This window comes from Cellulomonas xiejunii, from assembly GCF_024508315.1.
GTDB classification, from domain to species: Bacteria; Actinomycetota; Actinomycetes; order Actinomycetales; family Cellulomonadaceae; genus Cellulomonas; species Cellulomonas xiejunii.
Genome location: NZ_CP101987.1, coordinates 3,413,485 through 3,430,247, shown reverse-complemented (window position 1 = coordinate 3,430,247; position 16,763 = coordinate 3,413,485). Strand labels below are relative to the sequence as shown.

13 protein-coding genes are annotated in these 16,763 nt (G+C 71.0%); 11 read left to right on the top strand and 2 right to left on the bottom strand.

The genetic code is table 11. The annotated features are described in order from the left end of the window. Nucleotides 1-105: 105 nt before the first annotated feature. Nucleotides 106-1,188: a LacI family DNA-binding transcriptional regulator gene (locus tag NP048_RS15745; RefSeq protein ID WP_227576567.1), complete on the bottom strand. Its 1,083-nt coding sequence runs from the start codon at nt 1,186-1,188 to the stop codon at nt 106-108. Then, entirely contained in the window at nt 1,172-2,092 is a 921-nt protein-coding gene (locus NP048_RS15740; protein WP_227576566.1) for a ribokinase, read from the bottom strand. Before NP048_RS15740 ends, NP048_RS15745 begins: the two co-directional genes overlap by 17 nt. 321 nt (nt 2,093-2,413) lie before the next feature. On the opposite strand from NP048_RS15740, the gene NP048_RS15735 reads away from it, so the two are divergent. From NP048_RS15735 to NP048_RS15685, 11 genes are all read left to right on the top strand, one after another. Further along, a complete protein-coding gene (locus NP048_RS15735) occupies nt 2,414-2,824 on the top strand; it encodes an RbsD/FucU family protein (RefSeq protein WP_227576565.1) in 411 nt (136 codons plus the stop codon). Nucleotides 2,825-2,900: 76 nt separating this feature from the next. Further along, entirely contained in the window at nt 2,901-4,145 is a 1,245-nt protein-coding gene (locus NP048_RS15730; protein ID WP_227576564.1) for a hypothetical protein, read from the top strand. A gap of 4 nt (nt 4,146-4,149) precedes the next feature. Continuing rightward, entirely contained in the window at nt 4,150-5,673 is a 1,524-nt protein-coding gene (locus tag NP048_RS15725) for a sugar ABC transporter ATP-binding protein (protein WP_227576563.1), read from the top strand. Between the two features lie 33 nt (nt 5,674-5,706). Continuing rightward, nucleotides 5,707-6,738 carry an ABC transporter permease gene (locus NP048_RS15720; RefSeq protein WP_227576562.1) on the top strand — a complete coding sequence of 344 codons (1,032 nt, stop codon included), beginning with the start codon at nt 5,707-5,709 and terminating at the stop codon, nt 6,736-6,738. Between the two features lie 82 nt (nt 6,739-6,820). Beyond that, nucleotides 6,821-7,777 carry a substrate-binding domain-containing protein gene (locus tag NP048_RS15715; protein WP_227576561.1) on the top strand — a complete coding sequence of 319 codons (957 nt, stop codon included), beginning with the start codon at nt 6,821-6,823 and terminating at the stop codon, nt 7,775-7,777. Next, entirely contained in the window at nt 7,777-8,742 is a 966-nt protein-coding gene (locus NP048_RS15710) for a sugar phosphate isomerase/epimerase family protein (protein WP_227576560.1), read from the top strand. Before NP048_RS15715 ends, NP048_RS15710 begins: the two co-directional genes overlap by 1 nt. 230 nt (nt 8,743-8,972) lie before the next feature. Next, nucleotides 8,973-11,555 (top strand): ATP-dependent Clp protease ATP-binding subunit, encoded by a 2,583-nt coding sequence (locus tag NP048_RS15705; protein ID WP_227576559.1) that lies wholly within the window; start codon nt 8,973-8,975, stop codon nt 11,553-11,555. A gap of 273 nt (nt 11,556-11,828) precedes the next feature. After that, entirely contained in the window at nt 11,829-13,121 is a 1,293-nt protein-coding gene (locus tag NP048_RS15700) for an extracellular solute-binding protein (protein ID WP_227576558.1), read from the top strand. A gap of 361 nt (nt 13,122-13,482) precedes the next feature. After that, a complete protein-coding gene (locus NP048_RS15695; RefSeq protein ID WP_227576557.1) occupies nt 13,483-14,784 on the top strand; it encodes an ABC transporter substrate-binding protein in 1,302 nt (433 codons plus the stop codon). Between the two features lie 8 nt (nt 14,785-14,792). Continuing rightward, complete coding sequence (locus tag NP048_RS15690) at nt 14,793-15,812, top strand: carbohydrate ABC transporter permease (protein ID WP_227576556.1); 1,020 nt, start codon at nt 14,793-14,795, stop codon at nt 15,810-15,812. Continuing rightward, nucleotides 15,812-16,699 carry a carbohydrate ABC transporter permease gene (locus tag NP048_RS15685; protein ID WP_227576555.1) on the top strand — a complete coding sequence of 296 codons (888 nt, stop codon included), beginning with the start codon at nt 15,812-15,814 and terminating at the stop codon, nt 16,697-16,699. Before NP048_RS15690 ends, NP048_RS15685 begins: the two co-directional genes overlap by 1 nt. Nucleotides 16,700-16,763 lie beyond the last annotated feature (64 nt).

The window sequence follows — 16,763 nt, the reverse complement described above, 5'->3', positions numbered from 1 at the left end:
CCGCGCACGTCGGCGGCTCCTGCAGGCTAGGCGGCGCGAGGCCTGGTGCCTTCGGTAGTTGCTGCGCAAGTGCGTCCCGGCCGCGCGGGAGCGGGTCGCGCGCGCTCAGCCGTTGCGCAGGCTGCTGCGCCGCACCACCAGCTCGGCGTCGAGCACGACGTCCTGCGCGCCGCGGCCCTCGATCATCGCGATGAGCTGCGCGATGCTCTCCGTGCCGATCGCGTCGAACGGCTGGCGCATCGTCGTCAGCGGGGGCGTGAACACCGCGGAGCCCACGAGGTCGTCGAAGCCGACGACCGCCACGTCGTCGGGCACGCGGACCCCCTGCTCGGCGAACGCCCACAGGAGCCCGAGCGCCATGTGGTCGTTGCCGACGAAGACGCCGTCGGCCTCGCCGGAGGCAACGATGCGCCGCCCTGCCTCGTACCCCGACTCGGGCGACCAGTCGCCCGGGTAGACGAGCGAGGGGACGTGCCCCGCGGCGGTGAGGGCCTCGCGCCAGCCCTGGGCGCGCCCCTCGGCGTCGAGCCAGCCGGCGGGCCCGGGAACGTGCGCGATGCGGGTGCAGCCCTGGTCGAGCAGGTGGCGCGTGGCCGTGCGTGCCGCGGCGACGGAGTCGACGCCCACGTGGATGACGGGCGAGCGCCAGGCGCGCGGCGCGGACACCATGGCGACCGGCACGGTGGCGCCGACGACATCCGCGGCGTGGGCGAGCTGGGCGGTGTTGCCCATGACGACGATGCCCTCGACGTCGTCGCGCACGAGCTGGTGCAGCGCGTCGCGCACGGCCTCCTCGCCCTCGCCGTTGACGGTCGTCACGTGCGTGGCGAAGCCGCGGCCGCGCGCGGCGCGCTCGACCGCGCTGAGCATGTGGGCCTGCCCGGGGACGGCCGAGCCCGAGTCCACGACGCCGATGGTGCTGGACTTGCGGATGGACAGCGCGCGCGCCGCGGACGACGGCCGGTAGTCGAGGGCCGCGATGGCGGCCAGGACCCGCTCGCGGGTCTCGGGCCGGACGAGGTCGGGTGTGTTGACGACGCGCGAGACGGTCTGGTGCGACACGCCCGCCAGCTTGGCGACGTCCCGCATGCGCCACTGGCGTCCCTCGGGGCGGTGCTTGAGGTCGTTGCCCGGCGGCGCGTCGTCGTCGGCGGGTGTCGAGTCGCCCGGGTCAGGCGCGACGGGCACGGCGGGCCTCCTCGATCTCGGTCGCGTCCGGGTAGGACGCCTGCGCGCCCGCCCGCCGCACGGCGAGCGTGCCGACCAGGGTGGCCAGGTCGACAGCATCGTGCAGGTCGCGCCCGTCCGCCAGGGCCGCGCACAGCGCGCCGACGAACGCGTCCCCGGCGCCGGTGGTGTCGACGGCGTCCACGCGCGGCGGCGTGACGCCCCGGACCTCCTCCGAGCCCTGCGTGGCGTGGACGGCACCCTGCGCCCCGAGGGTCATGACCACGGAGCGCGGTCCGAGCGCGAGCAGCGCGCGTGCCGCTGCGGCGGGGTCGTCGACGGTGTCGAGCCCGAGCAGCACGGCCGCCTCGGAGGCGTTGACCACCAGGGGGTCGCAGGCCGCCAGCACGGCCGTGTCGAGCGTGGCCGCGGGTGCCGCGTTGACGACGACACGCAGCCCACGGGCGGCGGCCTGCCGCACGGCGGCCGCCACGGTCGCCGGGGGCAGCTCGAGCTGCAGCGCGACCACGGCCCCGTCGGGCGCCCGGTCGACGGCGTCGGCCGCGCGCTCGGGCTGCACCGTGCCGTTGGCCCCGGGGCTGACGACGATCGCGTTCTCCCCGTCGGGGGTGACGACGATGACGGCCGTGCCCGTCGCGCCCGGTGCCACGGCGACCTCCGTGAGGTCGACGCCGGCCCGCCGCAGGCCGGTGAGCGCGACCTCGGCGTGGGCGTCGTCGCCCACCGCGCCGACGAGTGCGACCTCGGCACCCACGACGGCGGCCGCGACGGCCTGGTTGGCGCCCTTCCCGCCGGGACCGACCGACAGAGGGCCACCCCGCACGGTCTCGCCCGGTCGCGGGCGCACCTCCACCTGCACGACGAGGTCCGCGTTGACGGACCCCACCACCACGACGCGTCCCATGGACCTCTCCGTCCCCTGTCGGTGCCCGGCGGCAGTGCCGAGCGCAGCGACGGCCGCCTCCGTCTGGTCACGAATGTTACCGGTAACGCAATCTTTCGCCAACCTCCTTGACACGGCGGCGAGCCCGTGTACACCATGCATCCAGCCGGTCGATGTGACCGGTAACAATTCGGACTCGCCGGCAATGAAGCGGAGCGATCGAACGATGACGTTCACCGTGGGGAGACGTGCAGGCGCACGCTCCACCGACCCCGGGCACCCCGTCGGGTCCCGGCCCGCGCAGCGCGGAGCGCGCCGTGCCGACCTCGACAGGAGCCCCACGTGCTGCTGAACATCCACCCCCTCCTGACGGGCGACCTCCTCAAGGCGCTCGACGACATGGGCCACTCGGACCTCGTCCTGCTGGCCGACGCGAACTTCCCCGCCCACCGCATCGGCCCTCCGGTCGTCGAGGTCCCGGGGATCGACGTCGTCACCATGACCGCCGCCGTGCGCACCGTGCTGCCGCTCGACGACGCCACGCCGCCGGCACTCATGGACAGCGGCCTGACGCCGCGCCCGGCCGTGCAGGACGAGCTGCTGGCCGCGGCGGGCACGACGCAGTCCCGCCTGGTCGACCGGTGGGAGTACTACGAGCTGGCCCGCCGCGCCGCCGTGATCATCTCGACGGGCGAGCAGCGGGTGTGGGCCAACGTCCTGCTCGCCAAGGGGCTCTGCCTGCCCGGGGCCTGACCCAGCCGCCGACACGGGCCGCGTGACGCGGCCGGGCCCCGCCGGGCCCACCACGACCCACACAGAGGAGACGCACGTGAGCACGACAGCCGAGACGACGTTCGACCAGCCCGTGGTGGCGACGGCGAGCGCGGTCGACCGCGTCCTGAACAAGGACGGCGGCATCCTGCGGTTCGCCCCGGCGTGGGTGCCGCGGGCGTTCTGCACCCCCGGCCGCCGCCTGCGGCTGCACCCGGACGACTACTACCCCTTCGACAAGGGGCGCGGCGGCATCGACGAGCGGTGGATCGCCAGCTCGATCCGCGCCGACAACGGCCCGCGCACCGGCCCGTACGAGGCGCTCAGCCTCGCGGTCGACGAGGACGGCCTCGTGCCGTTCGACGAGATCATCGCCGCGGGCGGTGCCGACGTGATCGGCTCCCGGCTCTGGGACCGGTACGGCGCGTGGACCGCCTACACCAAGTTCTACGACAACCTCCTGCCCCTGCCGTTCCACGTGCACGCGTCGGACGAGAAGGCGGCGCTGGTCGGCAAGGTCGGCAAGCCCGAGGCCTACTACTACCCGCCGCAGATGAACAACTACCTCGGCGAGCAGCCGATCTCCTACTTCGGGCTGCGCCCGGACGTCACGCGCGAGCAGCTCGCCGAGCACCTGCGGGCGCACGCCCGCGGTGGCGACAACCGCATCACCGACCTCGCCTACGGCTACCGCACGCGCCTCGGCGAGGGCTGGGACATCCCCGCCGGCGTGCTCCACGCGCCCGGCAGCGTCTGCACGTACGAGCCGCAGGCGGCCTCCGACGTGCTGTCGATGTTCGAGTCCTGGAGCAACAACGCCGAGGTCGGCTCCGACCTGCTGTGGAAGGACGTGCCGGCCGACCGGCACGGCGACCACGAGTTCCTCGTCGACCTGCTCGACTGGGAGCTCAACGCCGACCCGGACTTCCGCACCAACCGCGCCCTCGTCCCCTACGAGACCGAGCACTCCGCCGCGTCCGGCGGCCGCGACTTCGTCGAGAAGTGGATCGTCTACCGCTCGACGTACTTCAGCGCCAAGGAGCTCACGGTGCTGCCCGGCCGTGCGGTGACCCTCACCGAGCAGGACGCGTACGGCCTGATCGCCGTGCAGGGCCACGGCACGATCAACGGCCTCGAGCTCGCCGCGATCTCGCTGGTGCGGATCGACGAGCTCACGCGCGACGAGTACTTCGTCACCGCGCCCGCGGCGCGCGCCGGCGTGCGGATCGAGAACCGCAGCGACAGCGAGCCCCTGGTCGTGCTCAAGAACTACGGGCCCGGGAACGTCGAGCTGGGGATCTGACGCCATGACACCGACCGAACCGGCCGGTCCCGAACCGGCCGACGCACCCGCTGCGGGAGGCGTCGCCCTGCGCCTGCGCGGCATCGGCAAGTCCTTCCCGGGCACGCGTGCGCTCGACGACGTCGACCTCGACATCACCTACGGCCGTGTCACCGCCCTCATCGGCGAGAACGGCGCGGGCAAGTCGACGCTCATGAAGGTGCTCTCCGGCGTGTACGTCGCCGACGAGGGGACGATGGAGCTCGACGGCGCGCACTACGCGCCCCGGGGTCCGCGCGACGCCGCGGCGTCGGGCGTCGTGCTCGTGCACCAGGAGCTGTCGCTGCTGCCGAACCTGTCGCTCGCGGAGAACATCGTCGTCGGCCGGCTCCCGCAGCGGTTCGGGTTCGTCGACCGGCGGCGCATGAACGCGCAGGCGGCCGAGCTGCTCGAGCGCGTCGGGCTGGGTCACCTGCGACCCGAGACGCCGACGTCGGAGTGCTCGGTGGCGGTGCAGCAGCTCGTCGAGATCGCCAAGGCGCTCTCGCAGCAGCCGCGCGTCCTGGTGTTCGACGAGCCCACGGCGACCCTCGGCACCGACGAGGTGGAGCTGCTCTTCCGCCTCGTCGAGCGGCTGTGCGCCGAGGGCGTCGCCATCGTGTGGATCACCCACCGCCTGCCGGAGATCGCGCGGGTCGCGCACGACATCGTCGTGCTGCGCGACGGCCGGCGCGTCGGCGGGTGGGACACGGCGGACGTCCCCACGTCGGCCATGGTCGAGGCGATGGTCGGCCGGACGATCTCCGACATCTACCCCGAGCCCGCGACGCCGGGCGACGAGGTGGTGCTCGAGGTCGAGGACCTGTCCTCGCCGGGGCGCTTCGAGCACGTCGGCTTCCAGCTCCACCGTGGCGAGATCCTCGGGATCGCGGGTCTCGTCGGAGCCGGCCGCAGCGAGCTCGTCAACGCCATCGCGGGGGCCGAGCCCGCCGCGTCGGGCACCATCCGGCTCGACGGCACGCCGGTGCGCATCGCGTCGTCGGCCGACGCCGTCCGGCTCGGCGTCGTGCTCGTCCCGGAGGACCGGCGCGAACGCGGCCTGGCGATGCGCCTGACCATCGCGGACAACGTGGGCCTGCCGCGCCGCGGGTTCCTGCGCGGCATCGTCCGCAACCGGGAGCTCGCGGCCGACGTCGCGCGCGTGACCGGGCAGGTCGCCCTGCGCGGGCACCCGCACCAGCTCGCGCAGACGCTGTCCGGCGGCAACCAGCAGAAGGGCGTCATCGCCAAGTGGCTGCTGCTCGAGCCGCGGGTGATCGTCTTCGACGAGCCGACGCGCGGTATCGACGTGGGCGCCAAGCGCGCGATCTACGACCTGATCCACGACCTCGCTGCGCGTGGCGCCGCGGTCGTCGTGGTGAGCAGCGAGCTGCCCGAGGTGCTGGGCATCGCCAACCGGATCCTCGTGCTGGCCCGCGGGCGGCAGACCGGCATCCTCCCGCGCGCGGAGTTCTCGGAGCGCGCCGTCATGTCCCTCGCGGTGGCCTGACCACCGCCCAGCCCCACGACCCGAGGAAATCCCATGACCCACCCCACCCCCGCGGCGAGCGCCGCCCAGGGCGCTGCCGGTGCCGCGGCGCCGTCCGGGGCCGCACGGCAGGCGCCGACGCTGCGTCGTCGGCTCCCCGCCAGCACGGGCCCGTTCGTGGCCCTCGTGCTGCTGTGCGTCGTCCTGTCCATCATGTCCCCGTCGTTCCTGTCCTGGACGAACATCTTCAACATCGGCCAGCAGGTCGCGATCCTCGCGGTCATCGCCATCGGCGGCACCGCGGTCATCGTCCTGGGCGGGATCGACCTGTCCGTCGGCGCCGTGCTCGGTCTGAGCGGCGCCGTGCTCGGCTTCCTGTTCGTCAACACGGGCCTCGACATCTGGGCGGCGTGCCTCGTCGCCCTCGCCGTCGCGGCGGCCGCGGGTGCCATCAACGGCATCATGATCGAGTACGGCCGGCTGCCCGCGTTCATCGCGACCCTGGCCATGATGTCGGTGGCGCGCGGTCTGGCGCTGGTCGTGCTCGGCGGCAAGCCGCTGTCCGGCTACCCCGACTCCTTCCGCAACCTGTCCGTCCACTACGTCGGCGGCTGGGTCCCGATGTCGCTGATCATCGCGGTGCTCCTCTTCCTCATCGCGTGGGCGTACTTCCGCTGGCGGCCGTCGGGTCGCGCGCTGTTCGCGATGGGCGCCAACTACGAGGTCGCGCGGCTCTCGGGCCTGCCCGTGCGGCGCCTGACCATCGGCGTCTACACCGTGGCCGGCCTGCTCGCCGGCGTCGGCGGCATCCTCATGACCGCCCGGCTCGGGTCCGCCCAGCCGACCGCCGGCACGGGGTACGAGCTGGACGTCATCGCCGCTGTCGTCATCGGCGGGGCCAGCCTGGCCGGCGGCTACGGCTCCATCGCGGGCACGGCCGTCGGCGTGATGATCATCGGCGTCCTGCGCAACGGCCTGAACCTGCTCAACGTCTCGAGCTTCTGGCAGCAGGTGATCATCGGCGTCGTCATCGCGACCGCCGTGCTGGTCGAGAACCTGCGGCAGAGAAGAGCCGCCCGGGCGTGACCGCCCCCCACAGCCCGCTGCCGCGGCCCCCCGCGGCGCGTCCCCCAGCAGTGTCCGTCATCGAGTTCAGCGAGGAACAACCATGAAGAGACTGTCCGTCATCACCGCCGCCGTCGTCGCGGCATCGGCGCTCGCCCTGTCCGGCTGCAGCGAGGGCCCGGCCAGCACGGAGCCCACCGCAGCGACCGGAGGCGACGACACCATCACGATCGGGTTCTCGATCTCCACGCTCCAGAACCCGTTCTTCGTCTCGATGGAGGAGGGCATCGACGAGGCCGCGGCGGCCTCGGGCATCGAGGTCACGCTGGCCGACGCCAACGACGACCCGCTCAAGCAGGCCAACGACATCCTCAACTTCATCTCCTCCGGGGTGGACGTCGCCGTGCTCAACCCGACCGACGGCGACGCGATCGTCTCGTCGGTGGAGGCGCTCAACGAGGCCGGCATCCCCGTGATCACGGTGGACCGCCGCGCCGAGGGCGGCGACGTGCTCGCCCACATCGGCACGGACAACGTGACAGCCGGTGAGGCCACCGCGAAGGCGTTCTTCGAGGCCATCGGCGGCAAGGGCAAGATCGCGATCCTCGAGGGCGTGCCCGGCGCGTCGTCGTCGATCGACCGCGGCACGGGCTTCGAGAACGTCCTCGCGGACTACCCGGAGATCGAGGTCGTGGCCACCCAGACCGCCAACTACCAGCGGTCCGAGGGTCTGACGGTCGCGCAGAACATCCTGCAGGCCACCCCCGACCTGGCGGGCTTCCTGTCGATGAACGACGAGATGGCGCTGGGTGCCATCGAGGCGATCCGCTCCGCAGGCAAGGGTGGCGCCGTCAAGGTCATCGGCATCGACGGCGGTGCCGACGCGGTCAAGGCGGTCGAGGCCGGCGAGCTCGTCGCGACGATCGCCCAGCAGTCCGCGCTCATGGGCAGCATGGGCATCGAGCAGGCGATCAAGGTCGCCAAGGGCGAGAAGATCGAGAAGGACCAGCCGGTCGACGTCATCGTCATCGACGAGTCCAACGTCGACGAGTACCTCTGATGACGCCCGTCACCCCGGTGGCCCTGCAGAACGTGGACCTGTGGCGTGAGCAGGTCGCGGAGCAGTTCCGCGACCTGCGGCGCCGGCACCCCGAGCGGTTCGAGCGGCGGCTCGCGCTGTCGTGGTCCAACTGGGGCTTCGGCATCGAGAGCCTCGAGACGTCGGCGGCGCGCCTGGCGCGTGCGGGCCTGTCGTACATCGAGCTGCACGGCAACCACTACGGCCCCGACCTCGGGTACCAGGTGGAGCCGACGCTCGAGGTGCTGCGGGACCACGGGCTGAGCGTCTCGGGTGTCTGCGGGATGTTCTCCGACGACAACGACCTGTCGAGCAACCGGCCGATCCAGCAGCAGGAGGCGCTCGCGTACATCCGTCGGGAGATCGCCTTCACGCGGGCCGTCGGCGGGGGCTACCTGCTCGTCGTGCCGGCGTCCGTGGGCCGCGCCGAGGCGTACGACGCCTCGGAGTGGCACCGCAGCGTCGAGGCGCTGCGGCTGGTCGCGGACGAGTTCACGGCGGCGGGCATCAAGGCGGCGATCGAGCCGATCAGGGCCGCCGAGACGACGCTCGTCCACACCGTGGGCGAGGCCATCGAGTACATCGAGGCCGTCGGGTCGCCCGGCGTGCAGCACATCAACGGCGACGTCTACCACATGCAGGTGGGGGAGAAGAACATCCCTCTGGCCATCCTGGAGGCGGGCGACCGCCTGCTGAACCTGCACATGGCGGACAGCAACCGCGCGGCGCTGGGACAGGGGTCCATGGACCTCGACACCATCATCCAGGCGCTCTACCTGGTCGGGCACAACGCACCGGGACGGTTCGTCACGCCGGAGCCGCTCGGCCCCGGCGGTGCGCCCTACCCCGCGCGCTACGGCCGGCCGGCTCCCGAGCTGCTCGACGCGCTCGTGGACGACACCGTCACGTACTTCCGCGAGCGCGAGGAGGCGGTCCTCGCGGCGTAGCACGTGCACGGCCCGGGCCCGGGTGCTCCTCGGCGACGAGGAGCACCCGGGCCCTCGGCGTAGGTGCGCACGGACGTCGCTGCGCGCGGGCGACGTGCGCTCCGCCTGCGGCGAACACGGGACGTGGGGGAGGTACCCCGCCGTTAGCATCGAAACACGCCGCTCTGTCGGCTCCGCGCGGACCCCTGCCGCGTGGCGCAGCCGGGGCACGCCGCTCGTGAGGAGTGCACATGTTCGAGAGATTCACGGACCGAGCCCGTCGCGTGGTCGTCCTCGCCCAGGAAGAGGCGCGGATGCTCAACCACAACTACATCGGCACCGAGCACATCCTCCTGGGTCTGATCCACGAGGGCGAGGGTGTCGCGGCCAAGGCCCTGGAGTCGCTCGGCATCTCCCTGGAGGCGGTGCGCGCCCAGGTCCAGGAGATCATCGGCGAGGGCCAGCAGGCGCCGTCGGGCCACATCCCGTTCACGCCGCGTGCCAAGAAGGTCCTCGAGCTGTCGCTGCGCGAGGCGCTGCAGCTCGGCCACAACTACATCGGTACCGAGCACATCCTGCTGGGCCTGATCCGTGAGGGCGAGGGCGTCGCCGCCCAGGTCCTCAACAAGCTCGGCGCCGACCTCAACCGCGTGCGCCAGCAGGTCATCCAGCTCGTCTCGGGCTACCAGGGCAAGGAGCCCGTGGCGTCGGGCGGTCCCGCCGAGGGCCAGCCGTCGGGGTCGGCCGTGCTCGACCAGTTCGGCCGCAACCTCACGCAGGCGGCCCGCGACGGCAAGCTCGACCCGGTCATCGGGCGCGAGAAGGAGATCGAGCGGGTCATGCAGGTGCTGTCCCGCCGCACCAAGAACAACCCGGTCCTCATCGGGGAGCCCGGCGTCGGCAAGACGGCCGTCGTCGAGGGCCTCGCGCAGGACATCGTGCGCGGCGACGTGCCGGAGACGCTCAAGGACAAGCAGCTCTACACGCTCGACCTCGGCGCCCTGGTCGCCGGCTCGCGCTACCGCGGTGACTTCGAGGAGCGCCTGAAGAAGGTCCTCAAGGAGATCCGCACCCGCGGCGACATCATCCTGTTCATCGACGAGATCCACACGCTCGTCGGGGCGGGTGCCGCCGAGGGCGCGATCGACGCGGCGTCGATCCTCAAGCCCATGCTGGCCCGTGGCGAGCTGCAGACCATCGGTGCCACCACGCTCGACGAGTACCGCAAGTACGTCGAGAAGGACCCGGCCCTGGAGCGCCGCTTCCAGCCGATCCAGGTCGCCGAGCCGAACCTGCAGCACGCGATCGAGATCCTCAAGGGTCTGCGCGACCGGTACGAGGCGCACCACCGCGTGTCCATCACGGACGCGGCGCTGGTCGCGGCCGCGACGCTGGCCGACCGGTACGTCAACGACCGCTACCTGCCGGACAAGGCGATCGACCTGGTCGACGAGGCCGGCGCACGCCTGCGCATCCGTCGCATGACGGCTCCGCCGGAGCTGCGCGAGCTCGACGAGCAGATCGCCGAGACGCGTCGCGACAAGGAGTCCGCGATCGACGAGCAGGACTTCGAGAAGGCGGCGCGCCTGCGGGACGAGGAGAAGCAGCTCGGCCTCAAGCGCATCGAGAAGGAGAAGGCCTGGAAGAACGGCGACATGGACGCCGTCGCCGAGGTCGACGAGGAGCTCATCGCCGAGGTGCTGGCGAACGCCACGGGCATCCCGGTGTTCAAGCTCACCGAGGAGGAGTCCAGCCGGCTCCTGCACATGGAGGACAACCTGCACAAGCGGGTCGTCGGCCAGAACGCGGCCATCAAGGCGCTCTCGCAGGCCATCCGCCGCACGCGTGCGGGGCTCAAGGACCCGAAGCGCCCCGGTGGGTCGTTCATCTTCGCCGGCCCGACGGGCGTCGGGAAGACCGAGCTGGCCAAGGCGCTCGCGGAGTTCCTCTTCGGTGACGAGGACGCGCTGATCCAGCTCGACATGTCGGAGTTCTCGGAGAAGCACACGGTCTCGCGGCTGTTCGGCTCGCCTCCCGGGTACGTCGGGTACGACGAGGGCGGTCAGCTCACCGAGAAGGTGCGCCGCAAGCCGTTCTCCGTCGTGCTGTTCGACGAGGTCGAGAAGGCGCACGCGGACATCTTCAACTCGCTGCTGCAGATCCTCGAGGACGGTCGTCTGACCGACTCGCAGGGCCGCGTCATCGACTTCAAGAACACCGTGATCATCATGACCACGAACCTCGGCACGCGGGACATCGCCAAGGGCGTCATGACCGGGTTCCAGGCCGGTGGCGAGCTCGCGACGGACTACGAGCGCATGAAGGCGAAGGTCAACGACGAGCTCAAGCAGCACTTCCGGCCCGAGTTCCTCAACCGCGTCGACGACGTGGTGGTCTTCCCGCAGCTGTCGCAGACCGAGATCTTCCAGATCGTCGACCTGATGATCGCGAAGCTCGACGCGCGTCTGCGCGACAAGGACATGAGCATCGAGATCACGCCGGCGGCCAAGAAGCTGCTGTCGGAGAAGGGTTACGACCCGGTGCTCGGTGCCCGGCCGCTGCGTCGTGCGATCCAGCGGGACATCGAGGACGCGCTGTCCGAGAAGATCCTGTTCGGTGAGCTCAAGGCCGGTCAGACGGTCATCGTCGACGCGCAGGGCGAGGGTCTGCTCGGGGAGTTCGTGTTCCAGGGCGTCCCGCGCACGGCCGCGTCGCGTGAGCCGGTGGCCGTGGGTGCGCCCGTCGGGACCCCCGGGTCCGGCACGGACGTCCCGCCCGCCCCGACCGCGGCCGGCCGCGGCGACGGCGGCACGGGTCTCGCGCCCGCCTCCTGATCCGGTAGCACCCGGTAACAACCGACGAAGGCCCCGGTCCCGTGAGGGACCGGGGCCTTTGTCGTACTCGGGCGCTTGGGAAAGGTTTGACGTTACATCGGGTGAATGCGAGAGTCGGTCCCGGCCGCCGATGGCAACGGTGCGTCCGGCCGGCGTCCCGATGGGGTGACGCCGAGCGTCCTGCGTGGGCGCGAGCTGCCGGGCGGACCGCACGGCGGGGGGCACCCAGGCGCCGTCTGGGGATCAGCTGGCTCGACGAAGAGGACAGATCTGATGACGACGAAGAGAACGCTGGCGGCGTCGACCGCCGTGGTCATGGGAGCGCTGGCGCTGGCGGCCTGCGGGGGCTCGGGCGACACGGGCGAGGGCGGGGGCGACGGCTCGGTCGAGATGACGTTCTGGCACAACTCGACGACCGACGACGGCAAGGCGTTCCAGCAGGAGATGGCGGACGCCTTCGAGGCCGAGAACCCGGGTGTCAAGATCACGCTCCAGGTCGTGCAGAACGAGGACATGGACGGCAAGCTCCAGACCGCCCTGAACTCCGGTGACGCCCCGGACATCTTCATGGCGCGCGGCGGTGGCAAGCTCGCCGACATCGCCGAGGCCGGCCAGGTGATGGACCTGACCGACCTGATCGACGACGCGACGAGTGACGCCCTCGGCACGACGATCGAGGCCTTCACGGTCGACGGCAAGGTCTACGGGATGCCGACCGCGGTGCTGCCCGGGGGCATCTTCTACAGCAAGGACCTGTTCGCGCAGGCGGGGATCGCGAGCCCGCCGACGACCATGGCCGAGCTCGAGGACGCGGTCGCCAAGCTCCAGGCCGCCGGCGTCGCGCCGATCGCCCTGGGTGCCAAGGACGCGTGGCCCGCGGCCCACTGGTACTACTTCTTCGCGCTGCGCGCGTGCTCGCAGGAGACGGTCGAGGCGGCGGCCACCGACCGCAGCTTCGATGACCCGTGCTGGACGCAGGCCGGGGAGGAGTACGCGGAGTTCGCGGGGCTCGAGCCCTTCAACGAGGGCTTCCTGTCGACGACAGCGCAGCAGGGCGCCGGGTCGTCGGCCGGGCTCGTCGCCAACCACCAGGCGGCGATGGAGCTCATGGGTGCGTGGAACCCGGGCGTCATCGGCGGGCTGACCCCCGACGGCGAGCCGCTGGCGGACCTCGGCTGGTTCCCGTTCCCCCAGGTGGAGGACGGCCAGGGTGACCCGACGGCCATGATGGGCGGCATCGACGGTCTGAGCTGCCACGTCGACGCTCCGGCGGAGTGCCCCGAGTTCCTCAACTTCCTCCTGGAGAAGGACAACCAGGAGGGCTTCGCCGAGGCGTTCGTGTCGATCCCCGCGAGCAAGGAGGCGTTGGGCGCCGTGACGGACCCCGCACTGCGGGAGATCCTCGCGGCGTACGAGGACGCCGCGTACGTGTCCGTGTGGCTCGACACGCTGTTCGGTCAGAACGTCGGCAACGCGCTGAACACGGCCGTCGTCGAGATGCTCGCAGGTCAGGGCGATGCCGAGAGCATCGTGGCCACCGTCAACGCCGCCGCGGCCAAGGAGTAGCGGGGGCGCGGGGCCCGCTCGGGGGCGCCCTCGGGCGTCGGGCGGTCGCGGCGGAACGACGCCGCGGCCGTCCGCACTGCACAACCGGAGCGGGGCCCCCGCGAGGGGGGTTTGGGGACGTATTCCCGGACTTGTCCGACGAGTTTCGATAACGTTATCGACAGAAGTTTGACGTTACATTCGAGCGGCTGCGACAGTCGGAAACGGGCCACCTCGCACGACGGGGGGAGTGCTGACAAGCGTCCGAAGGAGTGACGCCGTCCGTCTTGTGACGGCGGGATGCAGCGCAGTAGTCCCCGGTGGCTCCGCGGGCGTCAGTGACGCCCGGGCCCCGTGAGGCTCAACGAAGAGGACACGACCGATGAGGGTAAAGAAGACCATCGCGGCTTCGACCGCGGTGCTGATGGGTGCGCTCGCACTCGCCGCGTGCGGCGGGTCGGACAGCGACAGCGGCAGCGGCAGCGACAGCGCTGACAGCGCTGTGGAGCTGACGTTCTGGCACAACTCGACCACGGGCGACGGCAAGACGTACTGGGAGAAGACCGCCGCCGCGTTCGAGGAAGCCAACCCGAACGTCACGATCAAGATCCAGTCCGTCCAGAACGAGGACATGGACGGCAAGCTCCAGACCGCCCTGAACTCGGGCGACGCGCCCGACATCTTCATGGCGCGCGGTGGCGGCAAGCTGGCCGACATCGTCGAGGCCGGCCAGGCGATGGACCTCACCGACCTGATCTCCGACGAGGTGCGCGAGGTCGCGGGCGGCACGCTCGACGCCTTCGCCGTGGACGGCAAGATCTACGGCATGCCCACCGCCGTGCTCCCCGGTGGCATCTGGTACAGCAAGGACCTGTTCGCGCAGGCCGGCATCACCGAGACGCCCACGACGATGGCCGAGCTCGAGGACGCCGTCGCCAAGCTCAAGGCCGCGGGCATCCAGCCCATCGCCCTGGGTGCGAAGGACGCGTGGCCCGCCGCGCACTGGTACTACTTCTTCGCGCTGCGCGCCTGCTCGCAGGAGTCCATCAACGACTCGGCCGCCCAGATGAACTTCGACGACCCGTGCTGGCTCGAGGCGGGCCAGGCGTACGCCGACTTCGCCAAGGTCGAGCCGTTCAACAACGGGTTCCTCACCACGACGGCGCAGCAGGGTGCCGGCTCCTCGGCCGGTCTGCTGGCCAACCACGAGGCCGCGATGGAGCTCATGGGTGCATGGAACCCGGGTGTCATCGCCGGGCTGACGCCCGACGGCAAGCCGCTGGCCGACCTCGGCTGGTTCCCGTTCCCGGCGATCGACGGTGGCGAGGGTGACCCGACGGCGATGATGGGTGGCGTGGACGGCTACGCCTGCCACGCCGACGCCCCCAAGGAGTGCGCCGACTTCCTGAACTTCTACATGGCTCAGGAGCACCAGGAGGGCTACGCCGAGGCGTTCGTGACGATCCCCGCGTCCAAGGACGCACAGGCCGCCGTCACCGACCCCGCCCTGCAGGACGTGCTCACGTCCTACAACGAGGCCGCCTACGTGAGCGTGTGGCTCGACACGGTGCTCGGCCAGAACGTCGGCAACGCGCTCAACGGCGCAGTGGTCGAGATGCTCGCCGGCAGCGGTGACGCAGACAGCATCGTCGCCACGGTCAAGGCCGCGGCAGCCAAGGAGTAACGAGTTCCATGAGCGACTCCCAGGGCGATTACTCGCTCGCCACGACGCCGTCGCCCGCGGGACGCTCGGCGGCCGGGGACGGTGCCCTCACGGCACCGTCCCCGGCCCGCCGCCGGGCCCGTCGGACCGACTGGCGCAAGCACGCCGAGATCGCGCTCCTCGCGGGTCCGGCGATCATCGTGTTCGTCGCCTTCGTGATCTTCCCTGTGGTCATGGCGGCGTACTACGGCTTCTACAAGTGGAAGGGCTACGGGGTTCCCACCGACTTCGTCGGCCTGGAGAACTACATCACCATCCTGCAGGACACGACGTTCCACGACGCGCTGATGCACAACGGCTTCATCGTCGTGATGTCGCTGGTCCTGCAGGGCCCTGCAGCCGTCATCCTGGCACTGCTGCTCAACCGCAAGATCCGCGGACGCTCGCTCATCCGCGTGCTGATCTTCGTGCCGTACGTCGTCTCCGAGGTCATCGTCGGCACCGGCTGGAGCCTGATGCTCCAGACCACGGGTGCGGTCAACGGCTTCCTGGAGAAGATCGGGCTCGAGGGCTGGGCGGTCGACTGGCTCTCCGACCCGGACGTCGCGATCTGGTCGCTGATGCTGATCATCACGTGGAAGTACGTCGGGTTCGCCGTCATCCTCTTCCTCGCGGGCCTGCAGTCGATCCCGGAGGAGCTGCACGAGGCCGCCGCGATCGACGGTGCGTCGTACTGGCAGACCCAGCGGCGCATCACGCTGCCGCTGCTCGGCCCCACGCTGCGGATCTGGGCGTTCCTGTCGATCATCGGGTCGCTGCAGCTCTTCGACCTCGTCTACATCATCTGGGGTCAGTACGTGTCCGCCACCGCAGGCACCTCGACGATGGCCACCTACATGGTCCTCAACGGGCGCAACGCCGGGAACTACGGCTTCGGTAATGCGGTCGCCGTCGTGCTCTTCATCATCTCGCTGGTCATCGCGCTGACCTACCAGCGCTTCGTGCTTCGCCGCGACACCGAGGGCGCGCTGACGGAAGGGAAGAAGTGATGTCCGCGATCGCCGTCCAGGCAACCCCGGCACCCGCTCCGGCGCCCGCGCGCAAGCGCCGCGTCAAGAAGCTCGAGCGGGTGAACCCGCTGGTCTACGTCGTCGCGTGGCTGCTCGTCGGGGTGTGCATCGGCCCCGTGGCCTTCATCATCCTCGGTGGCCTGCGCACCAACTCGCAGATCACCATGGACCCGTCCGGGTTCCCGACGACGTGGGAGTGGGGCAACTACTCCTCGGTGCTCAACAGCTCGCTGTTCTGGCAGCAGGCCGGGAACTCGGCGATCAGCGCCATCGCGACGACCATCGGCGTGGTGATCCTCGGGGTCATGGCGAGCTTCGTGCTCGCGCGGTACGACTTCAAGGCGCAGCCCGCGATGTACTCGCTGTTCGCGGCAGGTCTGATGTTCCCGATGACGGTGGCGATCACGCCGCTGTACATCCTCATCAAGAACCTGGGCCTCATGAACTCGCTCGCGGGGATCATCCTCCCGCAGATCGCGTTCGCGCTGCCGACCACGATCATCATCCTGGTGCCGTTCCTGCGGGCGATCCCGAAGGAGCTGGAGGAAGCCGCGGCGATCGACGGTGCGAGCCGTCTCGGGTTCTTCTTCCGCATGGTCGTGCCGCTGTCGATCCCGGGCGTCGTGACGGTCGGCATCCTCGCCTTCGTGGCAGCCTGGAACAGCTACATGCTGCCGCTGTTCATCCTCAACGACGAGGCGATGTACACCCTGCCTCTGGGTGTGCAGTCGTTCGCCTCGCAGTACTCGGTCGACACGGCCCGGGTGCTGGCGTTCACGTCGCTGTCGATGATCCCGGCGCTGATCTTCTTCTCGCTGTTCGAGCGGCGCATCGTCGGTGGCCTCACCGGCGCCGTCAAGGGCTGACCGAGCCCTTCGCGCGCCCTCTCGCGCGGCCGTCCGGGCACGTCCCGGGCGGCCGCGCGGTCCG